Origin of the sequence: Pseudomonas sp. Pse79, from assembly GCF_024519615.1 — a bacterium.
GTDB lineage: Bacteria > Pseudomonadota > Gammaproteobacteria > Pseudomonadales > Pseudomonadaceae > Aquipseudomonas > Aquipseudomonas veronii.
The window spans coordinates 359,143-376,798 of the sequence record NZ_JALJRR010000001.1; the positions used below are offsets into that span (position 1 = coordinate 359,143).

Genomic DNA, 17,656 nt, shown 5'->3' on the forward strand with positions numbered 1-17,656 from the left:
TATATAACTATAAAAAATGGAGCCGTGATGATGTCTCTGGAACGAGTGCTGATAGGCAGTGCGCTGATGTTGCTGCTGGGCAATGCCCACGCGCTGGATGGGAAGAAGATATTCACCGAGGGCGGCTCGCAGCCGGGCGCCATGCCCTGCGTAGCCTGCCATGGCGCCGATGGCGCGGGGCTCGCCGCCGCGGGCTTCCCCAGGTTGGCGGGGTTGCCGGCCCTGTATGTGCGTAAACAGTTGGAAGACTTCAAGCGCGGCACGCGTGCCAACCCGGTGATGCAACCCTTGGCGAATGCCCTCACTGACGCTGAGATCGACGCTGTCAGCCAGGCGCTGGCGGCGATGCCAGCCGCCGTCCCTCAACCGATCCATCGCAGCGAGATGCCTATCGGTGCTGCGCAAAAGCTCGCCCAGCAGGGCGCGTGGGAACGGCAGATTCCGGCATGTGCAAGTTGCCATGGTCCTGCCGGTACGGGTGTCGGCGACACGTTCCCGCCTCTTGCCGGTCAGCCTGCCACCTACCTGGCAGCACAGTTGACGGCCTGGCAAAACGGCACCCGTCACAACGACCCGAATGATCTGATGGGCCACATCGCAAAATCCCTGACGCCGGATGAAGTACAGGGCGTGGCCCAGTATTTCGCCTCACTGAAACTGGAGGCCAAGCCATGAGCCCGTTTGTTTTAGTTCTAGGACTGTTGGGTCTGCCGTCCGCCCACGCCGCTACGATCGCCATGGAAGACCAGTCGCAGTTGCAGCCTTCTGCCGGCCATGCGGCTGTCAGTCAATTCCAGCCGCCCCAAGAGAGCGAGCTGCCTGACAATGCCTACGGCAAGCTGGTCAAGGAGGGCTACGCGTTGTTCGTGGATACCAAACGCCTGGCGCCGACATTCGTCGGTAACGGGCTCAACTGCAGCAATTGCCACCTGGATCAGGGCCGCCTGGCCAACTCGGCGCCGCTGTGGGGCGCCTACCCGATGTATCCGGCCTATCGAAAGAAGAACGACAAGGTCAACACCTTTGCCGAGCGGTTGCAGGGGTGTTTCCAATTCAGCATGAACGGCGGTACGCCGCCGACCGCTGATAGTCGCGAAATTACCGCGCTCTCGGTGTACGCCTACTGGCTGGCCAGCAAAGCACCGTTGGGCGTGGAGTTACCAGGCCGTGGGTATCCCGACGTGGCCCAACCGGCCAAGGGTTATGACCTGTCCGGGGGCGCGCAGGTTTACAAAGGGCAATGCGCCGTCTGCCATGGCCCCGAAGGGCAGGGCCAGAAGGTCGGTGACAGTTACGTGATGCCACCGTTGTGGGGGAAGGACTCCTACAATTGGGGCGCCGGCATGCACCGCATCAATACTGCGGCGTCCTTCATCAAGCACAACATGCCGCTGGGCAAGGGTGGCAGCCTGAGCGACCAGCAAGCCTGGGACGTAGCGGCCTACGTCAACAGCCACGAGCGACCGCAGGACCCGCGCCTGGTTGACGGTTCCGTGGAGAAAACCCGGGTCAAATTCCACGCCAATGACGGGGTCAATCTCTACGGCCAAACCGTAGAAGGCGTGTTGATTGGGCAGGGCATCCGTTAGACTCTCGCCCAATCAACGCAAAAATGCCGCGCAAACCCTCGGTTTGTGCGGCATGTGTCTTTTTTGGGAAGTCTTTCATGAAGCGTGAACACGTCAGGGCTCGCCAGGCCGAAGGTCAGATATCGGCCACTCACATCATCCAGAACCCGGCAGACCTCGGGGAATGGATCGTATTCTTCAAGAAAAGCGGCGGTCGCAGTTTTTTCCTGGTGGACGATCAGGATGAAGTCGAATCTTTCTCGCGCCTGGATGAGCTGGTGGAGACCGTCCGTGGCCTGGGTATCAAGTTTGCCGATATCCAGCTGTAGACGTAACGCTTACTTGCAGACCACCACCACACTGCGGCTTTTGAAGTTGCCCACGTCCTGGCCCAGGGTCTTTTCACTTTCCTTGAGCGAAGGCGTGCCTTCGGTACCGACGATACGGTAGCCGGTGCCCGCACAAGAGGCGTCGGCCTTTTCGTAGCAACTGGCCCAGGAATTGGCTTCGCCCGAGCAGTCGATGGTCAGGCCTTGTTCGCCGTTTTTCAGGTAGACATCAGACGTGGTCGTGCAGCCGGCGAGCGCCAATACTGCAGTGAGTGCCAGAATCTTGTTCATGTGTGTTCATCATCGAGGGTGTTGGAGGGCGCGCTGACACTGTCGTGGGGCGTTTCGACGAGACTATAGCGAACTGCCATCTACGTATAGACATGTCTCGTTCTGAAAGTCAGGTGTAAGCCTATTTCAGGGTTATACAAAAGATACAAAAAAGCCCCGCTCACCGGGGCTTTTTTACGCAGCTTCCAAGGCTTACTTGCCCTTCGGTCGCTTGCTCGATGCGTGGCCCGCTTCATCCACAAACACTTCTGCAACCGCAGTTGCCTGGCTCTCGGTCGCGAATGCGCCAGCGACGCTGTCGCCGTGGAAGTTGATCAGGTGCCAACCGTCCGCTCGCTTAGTGATCAGGTAGCCGTTCACGCCTTTGGGTTCTGACATCTATTAACAATCTCGTGGTCTGGTTCAAGGGCGTAATGATAGCGCCAATTGTCGCGCCACCGCCCAAGTTATTCCAGGTCAATGTTTGCGGCGCCAAAGCGTGCTAAAAGGGTTGCAGCCCTTTTCAAGCCACAGGGCTACGCTGTTTTTGTCGGGGTATTGGTGAAGCTCTTTGTAGGATTAGCGGAACTTACGCCGACATTTTTTCTCTATGATGACATCGCAACGCCAGCAGGACCCATTGTAAGGTGACTGCGGCCTGATTAGACTGCGCCGAATTCCGTACGCACAGCCCTTTGTAAGGACCCATATGATCAAGAAATGCTTGTTCCCAGCAGCCGGTTACGGCACTCGCTTCTTGCCAGCGACCAAGGCCATGCCCAAAGAGATGCTGCCGGTGGTGAACAAGCCACTGATCCAGTACGGCGTCGAAGAGGCACTGGATGCCGGTTTGAATGAAATCTCTATCGTTACCGGCCGTGGTAAGCGCGCGCTGGAAGACCACTTCGACATCAGCTACGAGCTGGAAAACCAGATCAAAGGCACCGACAAGGAAAAATACCTGGTTGGTATCCGCAAGCTGCTCGACGAGTGCTCGTTCTCCTACACCCGTCAGACCCAGATGAAAGGCCTCGGCCACGCCATCCTGACCGGCCGTCCGCTGATCGGTGACGAACCGTTCGCCGTGGTACTGGCCGACGACCTGTGTGTGAACCTGGAAGGCGACGGCGTACTGACCCAGATGGTCAAGCTGTACCAGAAGTACCGTTGCACCATCGTCGCGGTTCAAGAGGTCGATCCTCAAGAAACCAACAAGTACGGCGTGATCGCCGGCGACGACATCGGCGATGGCCTGATCCGCGTGCGCGACATGGTCGAGAAGCCAGCGCCTGAAGATGCTCCGTCGAACCTGGCGATCATCGGTCGTTACATCCTGACCCCGGATATCTTCAAGCTGATCGAAGAAACCGAGCCGGGCAAGGGTGGCGAGATCCAGATTACCGACGCCCTGTTGAAGCAGGCCAAAGACGGTTGCGTGATCGCGTACAAGTTCAAGGGTCGTCGTTTTGACTGCGGTGGCGCCGAAGGCTACATCGAAGCGACCAACTTCTGCTACGAGCACTTCTACAAGACTGGCAAGGCTTACTGATTCACGGTTGCCCGCCTGTTGTAAGAGAAAGCCACCTTCGGGTGGCTTTTTCGTTTTTCACCCCCAACTAAGTCGGTATGCTGATTGCCTGCCGAGGAGAGTGAAATGGCCTACGATTTTGACCTGTATGTGATTGGCGCCGGTTCCGGCGGTGTTCGTGCTGCGCGCTTTGCCGCCGGTTTTGGCGCCAAGGTGGCCGTGGCGGAAAGCCGCTACCTGGGCGGCACGTGTGTGAACGTCGGCTGCGTGCCGAAGAAACTGCTGGTCTACGGCGCGCATTTTGCCGAAGACTTCGAGCAGGCCAGCGGTTTCGGCTGGTCCCTGGGGGAGGCGAACTTTGACTGGGCGACCCTGATCGCCAACAAGGACCGCGAGATCAACCGCCTCAACGGCATCTATCGCAACCTGCTGGTCAACAGCGGTGTGACCCTGCATGAAGGGCATGCGCGACTGGTCGACCCGCATCAGGTGGAAATCAATGGCGAGCGCTTCACGGCCAGGCACATCCTGATCGCGACCGGCGGCTGGCCGCAGATCCCGCAGATACCGGGGCATGAGCACGCGATCGGTTCCAATGAAGCGTTCTTCCTCAAAACGCTGCCCAAGCGCGTGCTGGTGGTTGGCGGTGGCTATATCGCCGTTGAGTTCGCCGGAATTTTCCATGGTTTGGGTGCGCAGACGTCTTTGCTGTATCGCGGCGACCTGTTCCTGCGCGGTTTTGACGGTGCGGTGCGCAAGCATCTGCAGGAAGAGTTGACCAAGCGTGGCCTGGATCTGCAGTTCAATGCCGATATCGAACGGATCGACAAGCAAACTGACGGCAGCCTCAAGGCCACCCTCAAAGACGGGCGCGTGCTGGAAACAGACTGCGTGTTCTACGCCACCGGCCGTCGGCCGATGCTGGATAACCTGGGCCTGGAAAACACCGGGGTCAAACTGGATAAGCGCGGTTTTGTCGAAGTGGATGACCTGTACCAGACCGCCGAATCGTCGATCCTGGCGATTGGCGATGTGATCGGTCGCGTGCAGTTGACCCCAGTGGCCCTGGCCGAAGGCATGGCCGTGGCGCGTCGCTTGTTCAAGCCGGAGCAGTATCGCCCGGTGGACTACGCGATGATCCCGACAGCCGTGTTCAGCCTGCCGAACATCGGTACGGTCGGTCTGAGCGAGGAAGATGCGAAGGGCAAAGGCTATAAGGTGAAGGTTTTCGAAAGCCGTTTCCGGCCGATGAAGCTGACATTGACCGGCTGCCAGGAAAAAACCCTGATGAAACTGGTGGTCGACGCCGACACCGACAGGGTCCTGGGTTGCCATATGGTCGGCCCGGACGCCGGGGAAATCGTGCAGGGCTTGGCGATCGCGCTCAAGGCGGGCGCGACCAAGCAGCATTTTGATGAAACCATTGGCGTACACCCGACGGCGGCCGAAGAGTTCGTCACCATGCGAACGCCCGTGGCCGACTGATCAGGTGCTGGGCGTTGCCTCGGCGGTCGCTGCAACGGCGGCTGTCAGACGCAACGCCTCGATGCTGGCCTGAGCCTTGATCAGGTCCAGCTCCAGCGCCTTGTTGGCCTGCTGGAATTCGCTCAGCGCGGCTTGGCGTGACTGACTGTCTTGCACCGCGACCCGCAGGCGTTCCTGGAGCAGGGTGCGTTCGCTGTCGATCTGCTTCAACTGTTCGCTCAGGTTGAGTTGCTGCGCCTGGTCCTTGCGCACTTGCTCCTGCAGTGCCGCCAACTCCTTCACCGTCACCCGATGTTCGATCAGCAGGCGCTCGTTGTCGCGGTGCAACTGGGTGATCTCGTCCTGGCGCACCATGGCGCTCTGCTGGGCCTGGCGCAGTTCCGCTTGGACCTGTTGCACCTGGCCTTCGTGGCGTCGCTGCTCCTGTTCGCGCTGCTCTTTGATGGCGTTGCGGTAATGCTCCAGGGCATCCCGAGCGTGCAAGTGTTTGTCTTCCAGCGAGCGAATCTGTTCGTCCTTGTCGCTGATGCGCAGCTCGTAGTCACTGCACGCCTGGCTCAACCCGGCGTTACGGGTTTGTTCGGTCTGCAGGCTGGTGCTGGCGGTTTGCAGGGCTGCGCTTTCTTCGGCAAGGGCCGCGGCCTGGATATCGAATTGCTGTTGCAGTTGGTTGTGGGCTGCTTGCAGCGTTTCGAGCTGGGCGAGCAGGGCGGTTTTCTGTTGTTCGAATTGCGCCAGGGCCAGGTCGATGGGCTCTTGGGCTTTCTCTTTCAGGCGCAGGGCAAGCCGTGCCACCAGTTCGCCGAGTTCATCGTCGATGGGCGCTTCGGTGATGGTCTGCCGCGTTTCGCTCTCGTCCAGTTCCTTCAAGTAGCGATGAATCGTGGTTTTCGAGCCGGTATTGCCCATTTCGATGCGTACCGCATCGATGCTGGGGTTTTCGCCGCGGGCGAGGATCGCCAGGCGTGCCGTTTGAACGACTGCTTTGTTTATGCCGCCACGAGCCATGGGGTCTCCGTCGATTTAGTACTGTGGTACATGGTATGTATTTACATATCATATCATGAATAAAAACGAGTTAAAAATCATGATCTAACAGATGGGATATTGGCGTATTATCCCGTGTCAGCGCGGTTTTCACCGTGAGTGCGCCCTATCAGCAGTACGAAAAGGCTTTCATGAGCGATCTGGATCGTTACCTCAACGCCGCTACCCGCGATAACACGCGCCGCAGCTATCGCGCAGCCATCGAGCACTTCGAGGTGAGTTGGGGCGGATTCCTGCCCGCCACCAGTGACAGCGTGGCGCGTTACCTCGTGGCCCATGCCGGGGTGTTGGCGGTGAATACCTTGAAGTTGCGCCTTTCGGCATTGGCGCAATGGCATACGAGCCAGGGTTTTCCCGACCCGACCAAGGCGCCGGTCGTGCGCCAGGTGCTCAAGGGAATTCGCGCCGTACACCCGGCGCGGGAGAAGCAGGCGCAGCCGTTGCAGCTCAAGCATCTGGAACAGGTGGTTGCGTGCCTGGAAGGGGAGGCGCGCGCAGCGAGCGAAGCCCAGGACCCCGCCCGGCTGTTGCGCGCCAAACGCGACAGTGCATTGATCCTGCTCGGCTTCTGGCGCGGCTTTCGCAGTGATGAGTTGTGCCGATTGAGCATCGAGCACGTCCAGGCCGTGCCCGGGGCCGGCATCAGCCTGTACCTGCCACGCAGCAAAAGCGACCGCGATAACCTCGGCAAGACCTACCAAACCCCGGCATTGCTGCGGCTGTGCCCGGTGCAGGCTTACAGTGAATGGCTCAGCGCTTCGGCGCTGGTCCGCGGCCCGGTGTTTCGCGGGATTGACCGCTGGGGCAACCTGGGCGAGGCGGGGTTGCACCCCAACAGCGTGATCCCGCTGTTGCGCCAGGCTCTGGAGCGTGCGGGCATTCCGGCCGAGCACTACACCAGCCACTCCCTGCGTCGGGGCTTTGCCACGTGGGCCCATCGCAGTGGTTGGGATTTGAAGTCGTTGATGAGTTACGTCGGCTGGAACGACATGAAATCCGCCATGCGCTATGTTGAAGCGACACCCTTTCTAGGCATGACCCTGGCAACTGCGCCGCTGATTTGAGGTTTCTTCTATTAATACTGTCGGCTGATAGAGAAAGCCAATCGTGAGCATCAGGTTTGCCAATGAGCCATCGGCCAAGAGAGTGGGTAGGATTCACTTCATCAACTTACCAACCCCTGACGGAGAGTCAACGATGCCTATCATCAACAGCCAAGTAAAACCGTTCAAAGCGACCGCCTACAAAAACGGCAACTTCGTAGACGTGTCTGACGCTGACCTGAAAGGCAAATGGTCCGTAGTGTTCTTCTACCCGGCCGACTTCACCTTCGTTTGCCCGACCGAGCTGGAAGACCTGGCTGACAACTACGCCGAATTCCAGAAGCTGGGCGTCGAAATCTACAGCGTTTCCACCGACACCCACTTTGCCCACGCTGCCTGGCACAACACCTCGCCAGCCATCGGCAAGATCCAGTACACCATGATCGGCGACCCAACCCTGACCATCTCCCGCAACTTCGACGTGCTGATCGAAGAAGCCGGCCTGGCAGACCGCGGTACTTTCGTGATCAACCCAGAAGGTCAGATCAAGATCGTTGAACTGAACGACGGCGGTGTTGGTCGTGACGCTTCCGAGCTGCTGCGCAAAATCAAAGCCGCTCAGTACGTCGCTGCCCACCCAGGCGAAGTGTGCCCAGCCAAGTGGAAAGAAGGCGAAGCCACCTTGGCTCCGTCCCTGGACCTGGTCGGCAAGATCTAAGTCTGTGACACATCAAGGGCGGGATTCCGCACCTAAGTAAGCTGCAACCGCCCTCAAAAACGCCCGGGCGAGATTCGCTCGGGCGTTTTTTTTTACCAAATTCAAAGGAATCGCCCGTATGTTGGACGCCAATCTTAAAGCTCAGTTGAAGTCATACCTGGAACGGGTCACCCAGCCGATTGAGATCGTCGCCTCCCTCGATGACGGCGCGAAATCCCAGGAAATGCTTGCACTTTTGCAGGACGTAACCAGCCTCACCACGCTGATTACCCTGAAAACCGAGGGTGACGATGCACGCAAGCCCTCGTTCTCCATCAACCGCCCGGGTGCCGAGATCAGCCTGCGTTTTGCCGGCATCCCCATGGGGCATGAATTCACTTCGCTGGTGTTGGCCCTGCTGCAAGTCGGTGGCCACCCGTCGAAGGCCAGTGTCGAAGTGATTGAACAGATTCGCGCGCTCAAAGGCGAGTTCAGCTTCGAGACTTACTTCTCGCTGTCGTGCCAGAACTGCCCGGACGTGGTCCAGGCGCTGAACCTGATGGCCGTGCTGAACCCGAACATCAAGCATGTGGCCATCGACGGCGCGCTGTTCCAGGCCGAAGTCGATGAGCGCCAGGTCATGGCCGTGCCAAGTGTCTACCTCAACGGTGTGAACTTCGGCCAGGGCCGCATGGGCCTGGAAGAAATCCTCGCCAAGCTCGACACCAGCGGTATCGAAAAAGCCGCCGAGAAGATCAGTGCCAAAGCGGCATTCGATGTGCTGGTGGTCGGCGGTGGCCCGGCCGGTTCGGCGGCGGCTATCTACGCTGCGCGCAAAGGTATCCGTACCGGTGTGGCGGCCGAGCGTTTTGGCGGCCAGGTGCTGGACACCATGTCCATCGAGAACTTTATCTCGGTACAGGAAACCGAAGGGCCGAAACTGGCCAGCGCGCTTGAAGCTCATGTGCGTCAGTACGACGTGGACATCATGAACCTGCAGCGTGCCAGCAGCCTGGTGCCGGCGAAAAATGCCGGTGACTTGCACGAAATCCGTTTTGAAAGCGGTGCGACGCTCAAGTCGAAGACGGTGATCCTGGCTACCGGCGCCCGCTGGCGTGAAATGGGCGTTCCGGGCGAGCAGGAATACAAGGCCAAGGGCGTGTGCTTCTGCCCGCACTGTGATGGTCCGCTGTTCAAGGGCAAGCGCGTAGCGGTGATTGGTGGCGGTAACTCCGGCGTCGAAGCGGCCATCGACCTGGCCGGCATCGTCAGCCACGTTACCTTGCTCGAGTTCGACAGCAAGCTGCGGGCTGATGCTGTGTTGCAACGCAAGCTGTTCAGCCTGCCGAATGTCGACGTGATCACCAGCGCACTGACCAGTGAAGTTAAAGGCGATGGCCAGAAAGTCACCGGCCTGGTGTACAAGAATCGCGACAATGGCGAGTTCACAACCATTGGCCTGGAAGGCATCTTTGTGCAGATCGGTTTGTTGCCCAACACCGATTGGCTCAAAGGCACCGTCGAACTGTCGCCCCGGGGCGAGATCATTGTCGATGCGCGTGGCGAAACGTCACTGCCGGGTGTATTTGCTGCCGGTGACGTGACCACTGTGCCGTACAAGCAGATCGTGATTGCGGTGGGCGAGGGCGCCAAGGCTTCGCTGAGCGCGTTCGATCACCTGATCCGGACCTCGGCGCCGGCCTGAAGTCCGCGCCGTAAATAAAAAACCCCGTGTGTAAACATGGGGTTTTTTATTTCAGGATGGTTTCGGTAGCGTATTTTGCTGGGCTACGCCACTGCCCGATACACAAGGTCTGCACCTTCAGTGCGGGTTTTATTTCTGAGACATCACCTCAAACGCTGCCGGGTATCGGTCGCCCGAGATGTTTTCGGGCGAGAACGTCGCTTCGAGCCAGGTGCATTCCTCTTCGGTCAATTTCAGGCGGGTCGCGGCGACGTTCTGCTCCAGATGTTCGAGGCGTTTCGCACCGGGGATCGGAATGATGTCGTTGCCCTGGGCCAGCACCCAAGCCAGGGCGACTTGCGCAGCGCTCACTCCTTTTGCGGCGGCGATTTCTTCGATCACGCTCACCAACCTGCGGTTTGCCTCGACGTGCCCAGGCTGGAAGCGCGGCAGATTGTGTCGGAAATCTCCCGCTTCCAGCGTGGCGGTAACGGGCGCCTTGCCGGTCAGGAAGCCGCGGCCGAGCGGGCTGAACGGCACGAAGGAAATGCCCAGCTCGCGGCAGGTGTCGAGAACGCCATTGGTTTCGACATCACGCGTCCACAGAGAATATTCGCTCTGTAACGCGGTGATCGGGTGGATGGCGTGGGCTCGGCGCAATGTCTCGGCAGAGACTTCGGAAAGGCCGATCGCGCGAACCTTGCCCTCGGTGACCAGTTCGGCCATTGCTCCGACACTTTCTTCGATGGGCACCGCTGGGTCGACACGGTGCAGATAGTAGAGATCGATGACGTCGGTATCGAGGCGCTTCAGCGAAGCGTGCGCGACGGCCCGGGCATTTTCGGGACGGCCATCCGTTCCGGTGATTTCACCGAAATCGTTCCGATCCCGGTTGTAGATGAAGCCAAACTTCGTCGCGATGACCACGCGTTCCCGATACGGCTTGAGCGCCTTGCCCAGAAGTATCTCGTTGCGATAGGGGCCATAAACCTCGGCAGTATCGAAGAAGGTTACGCCAAGTTCGACTGCACGATGCAGTGTCTGGATTGAACTGGCTTCATCTTGGACGCCATAGGCCTGGCTCAGTCCCATGCAGCCCAAACCGATGGCCGAGACGTCGATTTTGCCTAATTTGCGATGTTCCATAACGTGTTCCTCTGTGAAGTTAGCCGGAATACGAACAGGGTAGAGCGAGCGACTAGCACTGATAACCCGTGCAAGCGAGATTGTGTTGATCTAAAATTTAGAACAATGGACAGAACACAGCTCTCCCAACTCGTCGTTTTCGTCGCCGTCGCCAAGACAGGCAGCTTTCGCGCGGCGGCCGATCAACTCGGCATCGCGCCTTCTGCGGTCAGCCATGCGGTCTCCACGTTAGAGGGCGCCTTGGGGCTGCGCCTATTGGCAAGGACCACACGCTCGACACGCCCGACAGAGGAGGGCGAACGCCTTCTGGCACGGGTCACAGGCCCCCTCGCCGAAATCGAAACCGGGTTCGCGGAAGTTACGGAGGATGCTGTTGCGCCTTCTGGTCCCTTACGGATCACGATGCCGCTCCTCGCTGTCCAGGAAGTCATCATGCGTCGACTGCCGGCATTCGTGGCGCTCTATCCTGCGATTGAGCTCGACATTCGCGTTTCGGATACGTTTGAGAACATAGTCGAGGAAGGGTGTGACGCCGGGATCAGGCTCGGGGAGAGCCTGGAGATCGACATGATCGCGGTACGTGCTGGTGGGGCACGGCGCGGCATGATCGTTGGGGCCCCGGCTTACTTCGCCGGGCATCCCAAACCTCTGCACCCCCGCGACCTGGCCGCACACAACTGCATCCGCCGCAGGTTCCAGAGTGGCCGTATCTACCGCTGGGAATTGGAGCGCGACGGGCATGCCGTCAGTGTCGGGGTGAACGGCAATCTGATCCTGCCACAGCAGGAACTGATGAGGCAGGCCGCCCTCGATGGCATTGGGCTGGCTTTTTTGTTTGAGGAAAGCGTTTTGGCCGATGTCCGCGCAGGCAGGCTGATTTCCGTCATGGAAGAATGGTGTCCACCCTTCGATGGCTTTTATATCTACTATCCTTCCCGGCGACTGATGCGTCCTGCATTGCGGGCCTTCATAGAATTCTTTCGTTATGGAGAGTCTGCGTAACACGCCATTCGTGGCACGCTTGGGGATTGCGCGATGACGTCCGCCGGCCTGGGTCGTGTCATTGCGATTGCCGGGGCCTGGTTCTGACATGCCCACGCGTGCAACCGCTGCACACCCATATGGCCCCCAGCCCACCAAAGCGCCAGTGCTTCAGTGAGCGGAGGGCTGCGCCGTGTAGGTTTTCTTGGCGTCTCATGTCCTCACGCTAGGCGTGGCATCGGACATTTTGATGGCGTCGGATTTTTACAGCGGCGTGGGCTGAATGATCTCAACCCAGTAAGCGTCCGGGTCCTTGATGAACGCCAGGCTTTTCATGCGGCCATCGCTCAGGCGCTTCTGGAAGTCGCAGCCCAGGGCTTCGAAGCGCTCGCATGCGGCCACGATATCTGGCACCGAAATGCAGATATGGCCAAAGCCGCGTGGGTCGGTGTTGCCGTTATGGTAGGCGAAGTCGGCGTCGTTTTCGGTGCCGTGGTTGTGGGTCAGTTCCAGGATGCCTGGGATCGAGTTCATCCACTGGGTCCGCTCGGCGGCGTCTGCGGGGATCCGGGCCTTGTCCACCAGTGCGAGGAAGTACAGGCTGAATTCGGCTTCCGGGAAGTCGCGCTTTTCGAGCAGCGAGAACCCGAGGACGCGGGTGTAGAAATCCAGGGATTTGGTGATGTCCTTGACCCGCAGCATGGTGTGGTTGAACACGAAGTTCGACGTGGCGGTGTCAGGCTGGGCGGTGACGCCCGGGAAAGTGTTCAGATCATGCAGGCTCATGGGCCCTCCAGAAAAAAATGGGGCAAACGCGGCGTGAGATGAGCGGTGCGTTCCCTTGGCTTGCGGCAAGCATTCGTGCGGCTGGGCCATGATACGCAAGGCCCGCCCGCCGCGCCAAATGAAAAAGCCCACGCAGGCCTTGCGAGCCGCAGGGGCTGGGCCGCAAACTTCGGCGCTTGAACCTGGGATGTTTTTGTAATGAGCGAATGTCGTACAGCGTTGTTGAGCACGTTGTGTTTGTTCTTGGGTAGCCCTATGGCGCTGGCGGCCGAACCGGAAATTCACTGGCCCAGCGGCTGGCAGATCGAGGAAGTGGAGCCTGCCGGGGAGACGCCCGCCAACACTCAACCGGTGTCTCGGCAACGGGCAATCAAGAATGATGAAAATGGCGCGACAGTGATGGTCATGGAGTTGACGGGCACGCCGATCGAGGCCGGGCATGCCGTCAATCTTGAGGGCGTGTTACTGGAAATGCGCAAGTCCATCCAGAAAGACTTTGCCCAGGGCGGCTATCAAAGTGTGTGCAGCAAGATGCATCCTACAACATTGAGTCGTCTTGAGGCGCTGGAAACTACTTGTGTGATTACCGAGAACGGCCGCCACGTACTCTCGCAAACATTGGTGGGCGCTGTTGATACCGATAAAGCCTTTGTTTTTTCATACGCAGGCCAGGCGCAAGCATACGAAGCGAGCAAGGATGAAGTCCGTTCGGTGCGTGACAGCCTGAAACTTTGAAAAGGCCCCACGGTAAGCGTTTTTGAACAAAGTGAAATGTTATTTAAGTTCGCATTCGAACGTTTAAACCAAAAAAGCCCCGCTGTTGCGGGGCTCTTTGCAAGTGCGTTGTCGATCAGCCGCGAAGCCAGGAATCTACAGTGGCAGCGCCGTACTGTTCTTTCCAGGCTTTCAGGCCGCGGTGGTTGCCGCCTTTGGTCTCGATCAGTTCGCCGGTGTGCGGGTTCTGGTAAACCTTGACCACGCGTGCGCGACGCTGTTTTGGTGCGGTGGCGACCGCTGCGGCCTTGCCTGGGTTAGGGTCAAGGATGGAAATGATATCGCGCAGGCCCTTGCCATAGCTCTTCATCAACGCTTGCAGCTTTTCTTCGAATTCGATTTCTTTCTTCAGGCCAGCGTCGTTCTTCAGGGATTCCAGCTGGGCAAGCTGCTCTTGAAGGGCTTTTTCTGCTGCGCGAAATTCGGCGAGTCTGGACAAAATCTTTACTCCAATAGTGTATTTGGCTGATATCAACTGCAGATAACGCTATAAGCCAAGAGCTGTAAGGCGACTCAAGAAAGAAGCCTTCCTGCGAGTTCTGCACAGGTATGAAAAATTGTAGTAGTTAATCCGTCACGAGTAAATCATGTCTTTAGCTAATTAACACTCTTTCATCGGCGCGGTAGATGGCTATTCAATGGCTGATCAGGGATTTAATGAACTCGTCGCAGGGCAGCGGGCGCCCGAACAGGTAACCCTGCAGGAAATCCACGCCTTGTGCCGCCAGGTATTCACATTGCTCGATTGTTTCCACGCCTTCGGCAACGATGCCCAAGTCGAGCTTGCCGGACAGCTCTATGATGCTGTCCAGAATATGCCGCGAGAGTGCATCTACACCGATCATGGCGACAAAGCTTTGATCGATCTTCAAGTAGTCGACATTGAAGTTGCGCAAGTAGGCCAGGCTGGAGTGACCGGTACCGAAGTCATCGATTGCAATCATCACGCCCAGTTCATGCAGCGCATCGAACAGGCGGCGGGTGATGTCCGTAGGGTTGATCAGCTCGCGCTCGGTCAGTTCCAGCACCAAGGTTACCTGGCCAGGCGGGAAGGCCGCGAGAAACTCGCGACAGTCCTGCACCAGGGCCAAGTCCTGGCAATGACGCGCGGTGATATTCACGCCGATATGGAAACCACGGGGAAAACGCTCGGCATGCGGCGCCAGTTGCGCTGCCGTCTGGCGCAGCAGCGCGCGCGTCATGGGTACGATCAGGCCGCAATCCTCGGCCAGCGGAATGAACAGGTCCGGCCGCACCAGGCCTTCCTTGGGGTGGTTCCAGCGCATCAATACTTCGCAGCCGGCCCACTCGCGCGTATCGCCGCGTACCACCGGCTGGAAATAGGCGACGAACTCATTGGCGCCCAGGGCCCGTTGCAGCTCGTGGGTCGGGGCCGACGAGCGTTTCTGCAGCCAGTGAGCCAGCACGCCCGCCAGTACACCGAAGAACACCACCAGGCTGAACAGCGCCGGGTAACGCTCCTGCATATAGCGCCAGGTTTCCCCGGCCGGCATGCCGGCGTCGACACTGTAGTGATAACGCGGCGACACCAGATGGTGATGGGCCACGGCAAATACCGGCACCGCCGTGTCCTGCACCTTGCCGTCAGCGCCCATCCAGTGCGGCCCTACCTGCAGGACCAGCTCTGCGTGGCGGCTGATCAGGCGCAGGGCGTTGGTCAGGTGGTAGCCGTCAATCGACGCAAAGGCGCCTTGATCGCCGTCGACCAGGCGGTATACCAGCAGCGCGGTATCCGGTGTGACCGGGTTGCCATCCATCAACCACAAGCGCCCATCGACATAATCGCCCGGGTTGACCTGCGATTCATAACCGCCGCCGAACAAGGAGCTGCAATAGATGTTTTTCTGCCAGGACAAGGTGGTTGCCCGTACAAACGGCCGGCGCGTGACTTGCTCGCGCAGTGCCAGCTGCACGCCGCTGTCACAGGGCTGGCCGGCCAGTGGCAGCAAGGCCTGGGCGGCGAGGGCGGTGTTGTCGAGCATCAGGTCGAACTGGCGCACCGCTTCCTGGGCCATCTGCGCGGTACTTTGTTGCAGCGTGCGTTCAGCCTGCCAGTGCAGGATGAGTATGCCCAGGCCGATTGGCAGCAGCGCGCTGAGTGCGCTGATCAGGTAGCGAGTGGCGCGTTTTTGCGGGCCGTTGACGGTCAGGGGCATGGGGCGAACGGTCTGTGGTGGGAGGCGGAACGCCGCAAGGCGCAGGATTAACTCGATGATAGATGGCCGGGCTCAATTAAGCTCGCCGCGGCAGAGAAATCCACGCTTTGTGCAACTTGAATAAAGGCCAGGGTCGCCGGCGTCGACTGGCGTTGATCCAGCACCGCCAGGCCAACTTCGCGGCTGACCGGCGGCGACAGCGGGCGCACGGTGTAGCGCGCATCCGGCGTTTCGGGCAGCGACGCCTGCGCCACCACGCTGACGCCGTCGCCGCGACTCACCGCCTCCAGGGTGCTGAGCAATTGCGAACAGCGATAATGCACATTCGGGGTCAACCGGGCGCTGTCGAACAGTCGCGAAACCAGTTCCAGCGAGCCGGCTTCGGTGAGGATGAACGGGTCGGTGCACAGCGCCTTCAGTGCCACGCAAGGGCGTTCGGCCAAGGGGTGGGCGGCGGGCAAAAGGGCGACCATCTGGTCTTTGAACAGCGCAAACGTATCGAATCGCTCGTGCTCCAGTACCACAAACCCGACGTCGATACGCCGCTCATCCAGCCATTGGATCACTTGGCGATCCGGGCCTTCGTCGACATGCACTTCAATGCCCGGATGCTGCAGCCGATAGCGCTTTAGAATGCGCGGCAGCAGGCGATTGGATGAGGTGGGGCCGAAAGAGCCGATGCGCAGCGTACCGCGTTTCATCCCGCGCGCGTCGCAGGCTTCCTGCTGCAAGGTGTCGGCCACGCCGAGCAACGTGCGGGCGCGCATCAGCAGTTGCCGGCCGATGTCGCTGAGCTCGATTGGGGACTGATGGCGTCGAAACAACTCCACCCCCAGCTCTTGCTCCAGGGCTTTGATCGCATGGGACACGGCAGACTGACTGATCCCCAGGCGAAGGGCCGCACTGGTGAAACCTTGCAGTTCGGCGACCCGCGAGAATATTTCCAATTGCGTGAGAGTCATGAGTATTTACTCATTTTACGATGATTGATCATTAGCTGGAGGATACGCCAATCCTACAGGCCACAGAGCAACCCGCCGATGACATCTTCCTCCGACCGCTCGACTTATCTGAAGCTCACCGCTGTGACCATGATCTGGGGCGGGACCTTTGTGGCCGGCCGCTACCTGGCGACCGACCTTGACCCGCTGCTGGCCGCGACCCTGCGTTTTCTATCGGCGAGCGTTGCACTGTTGCTGTTCATGGCCTGCGCACGCGTGCGCCTGACTCGCCCTGACGCCAGGCAATGGACGCGCCTGGCCGTGTTGGGTTTTTTCGGCATCTTTTTCTACAACCTGTGCTTCTTTTACGGCCTGCATTACATCAATGCATCGCGAGCCTCCTTGATCGTGGCCCTAAACCCCGCAGTGATCGGCGTGGCTTCATGGTGGCTGTTCAAGGAGCGCCTGGGCGCGGCCAAGTGGCTGGGGATTGCCTTGTGCCTGGTCGGCGCGGGCACGGTGATTGTCAGCCGTAACCCCCAACTGCTGCAGGCCGCAGCCAACGCGTGGGTCGGCGATTTACTGATCTTCGGCTGCGTGGTGGGGTGGGGCGTGTACTCATTGTGTTCCCGTGAACTCAACCAGAGCCTGGGCGCGTTGCAAACAGTCACGTGGTCGATTCTGCTGGGGACAGTAATGCTGACGGCCACCACCCTCATCAGTGGCAGGATCAGCCTGAATGCGCTGGCCGCCGTGCATTGGCCGCAACTGTTCAGCCTGTTGTACCTCGGGGTGCTGGGCTCGGCGCTGGCGTATATCGGCTGGTACGACGGCATCCGCCGAATCGGCGCGACCCGCGCCGGTGTGTTTATCGCGCTGAATCCGCTGACCGCCGTCATTTGCGGCGCGGTGTTGCTGGATGAGCGACTGACTCTGCCGATGCTATTGGGCGGCGCGGTGATCCTGCTCGGTATCTACCTGTGCAACAAACCCCTTGCTCCGAGCAGGCCAATGGGGATTTGATAAGAGTGCGGACAAACACTGTTACGCTGTGTAGAATCGATTTACGCATACAAGAATATGGACTTGCGCTCACGCAAGCCTCAGCCGTCAGAGACTGATGTACCCATGAAGCTACTCGGCTCCCCCCTCATCTTCGGTGACTTCCTCGCCCGCAGCGTGCGAGGTCTCTCGTGTGCG

General features: G+C 59.4%; 19 protein-coding genes. 11 read left to right on the forward strand and 8 right to left on the reverse strand.

Going from position 1 to position 17,656, the window contains the following annotated elements:
* Positions 1 to 27 precede the first annotated feature (27 nt).
* The 3 genes from NR164_RS01645 (at position 28) to NR164_RS01655 (ending at position 1,897) form a co-directional block, all read left to right on the forward strand.
* Positions 28 to 675 (forward strand): c-type cytochrome, encoded by a 648-nt coding sequence (locus NR164_RS01645; RefSeq protein ID WP_079443892.1) that lies wholly within the window; start codon positions 28 to 30, stop codon positions 673 to 675.
* Positions 672 to 1,589, forward strand: a complete 918-nt coding sequence (locus NR164_RS01650; RefSeq protein ID WP_026139942.1) for a c-type cytochrome — start codon at positions 672 to 674, stop codon at positions 1,587 to 1,589. Before NR164_RS01645 ends, NR164_RS01650 begins: the two co-directional genes overlap by 4 nt.
* 77 nt (positions 1,590 to 1,666) lie before the next feature.
* Positions 1,667 to 1,897 carry a hypothetical protein gene (locus NR164_RS01655; RefSeq protein ID WP_046383538.1) on the forward strand — a complete coding sequence of 77 codons (231 nt, stop codon included), beginning with the start codon at positions 1,667 to 1,669 and terminating at the stop codon, positions 1,895 to 1,897.
* A gap of 9 nt (positions 1,898 to 1,906) precedes the next feature.
* Here the strand turns inward: NR164_RS01655 and NR164_RS01660 are convergent, their stop codons facing one another.
* Together NR164_RS01660 and NR164_RS01665 are read right to left on the reverse strand one after the other, a co-directional pair.
* Complete coding sequence (locus tag NR164_RS01660) at positions 1,907 to 2,188, reverse strand: hypothetical protein (RefSeq protein WP_017846307.1); 282 nt, start codon at positions 2,186 to 2,188, stop codon at positions 1,907 to 1,909.
* Positions 2,189 to 2,380: 192 nt separating this feature from the next.
* A complete protein-coding gene (locus tag NR164_RS01665; protein WP_017846306.1) occupies positions 2,381 to 2,566 on the reverse strand; it encodes a hypothetical protein in 186 nt (61 codons plus the stop codon).
* Between the two features lie 310 nt (positions 2,567 to 2,876).
* Between NR164_RS01665 and galU the strand changes: the two genes are divergently transcribed.
* Both galU and gorA read left to right on the forward strand, forming a co-directional pair.
* Positions 2,877 to 3,716 carry a UTP--glucose-1-phosphate uridylyltransferase GalU gene (gene galU / locus NR164_RS01670; protein ID WP_003212579.1) on the forward strand — a complete coding sequence of 280 codons (840 nt, stop codon included), beginning with the start codon at positions 2,877 to 2,879 and terminating at the stop codon, positions 3,714 to 3,716.
* Positions 3,717 to 3,821: 105 nt separating this feature from the next.
* On the forward strand, positions 3,822 to 5,180 hold the full coding sequence (gene gorA / locus NR164_RS01675) for a glutathione-disulfide reductase (protein ID WP_256822171.1): 1,359 nt from the start codon (positions 3,822 to 3,824) through the stop codon (positions 5,178 to 5,180).
* On the opposite strand, the gene NR164_RS01680 is transcribed toward gorA, so the two are convergent.
* Positions 5,181 to 6,188, reverse strand: coding sequence for a DNA-binding protein (locus tag NR164_RS01680; protein WP_256822172.1), 1,008 nt, complete (start codon positions 6,186 to 6,188; stop codon positions 5,181 to 5,183).
* A 170-nt stretch (positions 6,189 to 6,358) separates the two neighbouring features.
* Here NR164_RS01680 and NR164_RS01685 point away from each other — a divergent pair, with 170 nt between their 5' ends.
* The 3 genes from NR164_RS01685 to ahpF all read left to right on the forward strand — a co-directional run bounded on the left by NR164_RS01685 (position 6,359) and on the right by ahpF (position 9,672).
* Positions 6,359 to 7,291, forward strand: a complete 933-nt coding sequence (locus NR164_RS01685) for a site-specific integrase (protein WP_046383535.1) — start codon at positions 6,359 to 6,361, stop codon at positions 7,289 to 7,291.
* Between the two features lie 133 nt (positions 7,292 to 7,424).
* Entirely contained in the window at positions 7,425 to 7,988 is a 564-nt protein-coding gene (ahpC, locus tag NR164_RS01690) for an alkyl hydroperoxide reductase subunit C (RefSeq protein WP_010210361.1), read from the forward strand.
* 118 nt (positions 7,989 to 8,106) lie between these two features.
* Positions 8,107 to 9,672, forward strand: coding sequence for an alkyl hydroperoxide reductase subunit F (gene ahpF, locus NR164_RS01695; RefSeq protein WP_079443890.1), 1,566 nt, complete (start codon positions 8,107 to 8,109; stop codon positions 9,670 to 9,672).
* A 129-nt stretch (positions 9,673 to 9,801) separates the two neighbouring features.
* Here the strand turns inward: ahpF and NR164_RS01700 are convergent, their stop codons facing one another.
* Positions 9,802 to 10,797 carry an aldo/keto reductase gene (locus NR164_RS01700; RefSeq protein WP_104903242.1) on the reverse strand — a complete coding sequence of 332 codons (996 nt, stop codon included), beginning with the start codon at positions 10,795 to 10,797 and terminating at the stop codon, positions 9,802 to 9,804.
* A gap of 105 nt (positions 10,798 to 10,902) precedes the next feature.
* On the opposite strand from NR164_RS01700, the gene NR164_RS01705 reads away from it, so the two are divergent.
* Positions 10,903 to 11,799: a LysR family transcriptional regulator gene (locus NR164_RS01705; protein ID WP_046383531.1), complete on the forward strand. Its 897-nt coding sequence runs from the start codon at positions 10,903 to 10,905 to the stop codon at positions 11,797 to 11,799.
* Positions 11,800 to 12,042: 243 nt separating this feature from the next.
* On the opposite strand, the gene gloA is transcribed toward NR164_RS01705, so the two are convergent.
* On the reverse strand, positions 12,043 to 12,564 hold the full coding sequence (gene gloA / locus NR164_RS01710) for a lactoylglutathione lyase (protein ID WP_017846299.1): 522 nt from the start codon (positions 12,562 to 12,564) through the stop codon (positions 12,043 to 12,045).
* A gap of 198 nt (positions 12,565 to 12,762) precedes the next feature.
* Between gloA and NR164_RS01715 the strand changes: the two genes are divergently transcribed.
* On the forward strand, positions 12,763 to 13,299 hold the full coding sequence (locus NR164_RS01715) for a DUF4946 domain-containing protein (protein ID WP_026139941.1): 537 nt from the start codon (positions 12,763 to 12,765) through the stop codon (positions 13,297 to 13,299).
* A 115-nt stretch (positions 13,300 to 13,414) separates the two neighbouring features.
* On the opposite strand, the gene NR164_RS01720 is transcribed toward NR164_RS01715, so the two are convergent.
* The 3 genes from NR164_RS01720 to NR164_RS01730 form a co-directional block, all read right to left on the reverse strand.
* Positions 13,415 to 13,777 (reverse strand): histone-like nucleoid-structuring protein, MvaT/MvaU family, encoded by a 363-nt coding sequence (locus tag NR164_RS01720; RefSeq protein WP_017846297.1) that lies wholly within the window; start codon positions 13,775 to 13,777, stop codon positions 13,415 to 13,417.
* A 196-nt stretch (positions 13,778 to 13,973) separates the two neighbouring features.
* Positions 13,974 to 15,515, reverse strand: a complete 1,542-nt coding sequence (locus NR164_RS01725) for an EAL domain-containing protein (RefSeq protein ID WP_256822173.1) — start codon at positions 15,513 to 15,515, stop codon at positions 13,974 to 13,976.
* Between the two features lie 47 nt (positions 15,516 to 15,562).
* Complete coding sequence (locus NR164_RS01730; RefSeq protein WP_177034132.1) at positions 15,563 to 16,477, reverse strand: LysR family transcriptional regulator; 915 nt, start codon at positions 16,475 to 16,477, stop codon at positions 15,563 to 15,565.
* A 78-nt stretch (positions 16,478 to 16,555) separates the two neighbouring features.
* On the opposite strand from NR164_RS01730, the gene NR164_RS01735 reads away from it, so the two are divergent.
* Complete coding sequence (locus NR164_RS01735; RefSeq protein WP_177034134.1) at positions 16,556 to 17,479, forward strand: DMT family transporter; 924 nt, start codon at positions 16,556 to 16,558, stop codon at positions 17,477 to 17,479.
* Positions 17,480 to 17,656 lie beyond the last annotated feature (177 nt).

What these genes read in the sequence shown, in the direction of transcription:
- gloA (WP_017846299.1), bottom strand. Translation starts at nt 12,564, where the DNA reads ATGAGCCTGCATGATCTGAACACTTTCCCGGGCGTCACCGCCCAGCCT.
- NR164_RS01700 (WP_104903242.1), bottom strand. Translation starts at nt 10,797, where the DNA reads ATGGAACATCGCAAATTAGGCAAAATCGACGTCTCGGCCATCGGTTTG.
- NR164_RS01680 (WP_256822172.1), bottom strand. Translation starts at nt 6,188, where the DNA reads ATGGCTCGTGGCGGCATAAACAAAGCAGTCGTTCAAACGGCACGCCTG.
- ahpC (WP_010210361.1), top strand. Translation starts at nt 7,425, where the DNA reads ATGCCTATCATCAACAGCCAAGTAAAACCGTTCAAAGCGACCGCCTAC.
- NR164_RS01685 (WP_046383535.1), top strand. Translation starts at nt 6,359, where the DNA reads ATGAGCGATCTGGATCGTTACCTCAACGCCGCTACCCGCGATAACACG.
- NR164_RS01735 (WP_177034134.1), top strand. Translation starts at nt 16,556, where the DNA reads ATGACATCTTCCTCCGACCGCTCGACTTATCTGAAGCTCACCGCTGTG.
- galU (WP_003212579.1), top strand. Translation starts at nt 2,877, where the DNA reads ATGATCAAGAAATGCTTGTTCCCAGCAGCCGGTTACGGCACTCGCTTC.
- NR164_RS01715 (WP_026139941.1), top strand. Translation starts at nt 12,763, where the DNA reads ATGAGCGAATGTCGTACAGCGTTGTTGAGCACGTTGTGTTTGTTCTTG.
- NR164_RS01650 (WP_026139942.1), top strand. Translation starts at nt 672, where the DNA reads ATGAGCCCGTTTGTTTTAGTTCTAGGACTGTTGGGTCTGCCGTCCGCC.
- NR164_RS01725 (WP_256822173.1), bottom strand. Translation starts at nt 15,515, where the DNA reads ATGCCCCTGACCGTCAACGGCCCGCAAAAACGCGCCACTCGCTACCTG.
- ahpF (WP_079443890.1), top strand. Translation starts at nt 8,107, where the DNA reads ATGTTGGACGCCAATCTTAAAGCTCAGTTGAAGTCATACCTGGAACGG.
- NR164_RS01705 (WP_046383531.1), top strand. Translation starts at nt 10,903, where the DNA reads ATGGACAGAACACAGCTCTCCCAACTCGTCGTTTTCGTCGCCGTCGCC.
- NR164_RS01665 (WP_017846306.1), bottom strand. Translation starts at nt 2,566, where the DNA reads ATGTCAGAACCCAAAGGCGTGAACGGCTACCTGATCACTAAGCGAGCG.
- NR164_RS01655 (WP_046383538.1), top strand. Translation starts at nt 1,667, where the DNA reads ATGAAGCGTGAACACGTCAGGGCTCGCCAGGCCGAAGGTCAGATATCG.
- gorA (WP_256822171.1), top strand. Translation starts at nt 3,822, where the DNA reads ATGGCCTACGATTTTGACCTGTATGTGATTGGCGCCGGTTCCGGCGGT.
- NR164_RS01730 (WP_177034132.1), bottom strand. Translation starts at nt 16,477, where the DNA reads ATGACTCTCACGCAATTGGAAATATTCTCGCGGGTCGCCGAACTGCAA.
- NR164_RS01660 (WP_017846307.1), bottom strand. Translation starts at nt 2,188, where the DNA reads ATGAACAAGATTCTGGCACTCACTGCAGTATTGGCGCTCGCCGGCTGC.
- NR164_RS01645 (WP_079443892.1), top strand. Translation starts at nt 28, where the DNA reads ATGATGTCTCTGGAACGAGTGCTGATAGGCAGTGCGCTGATGTTGCTG.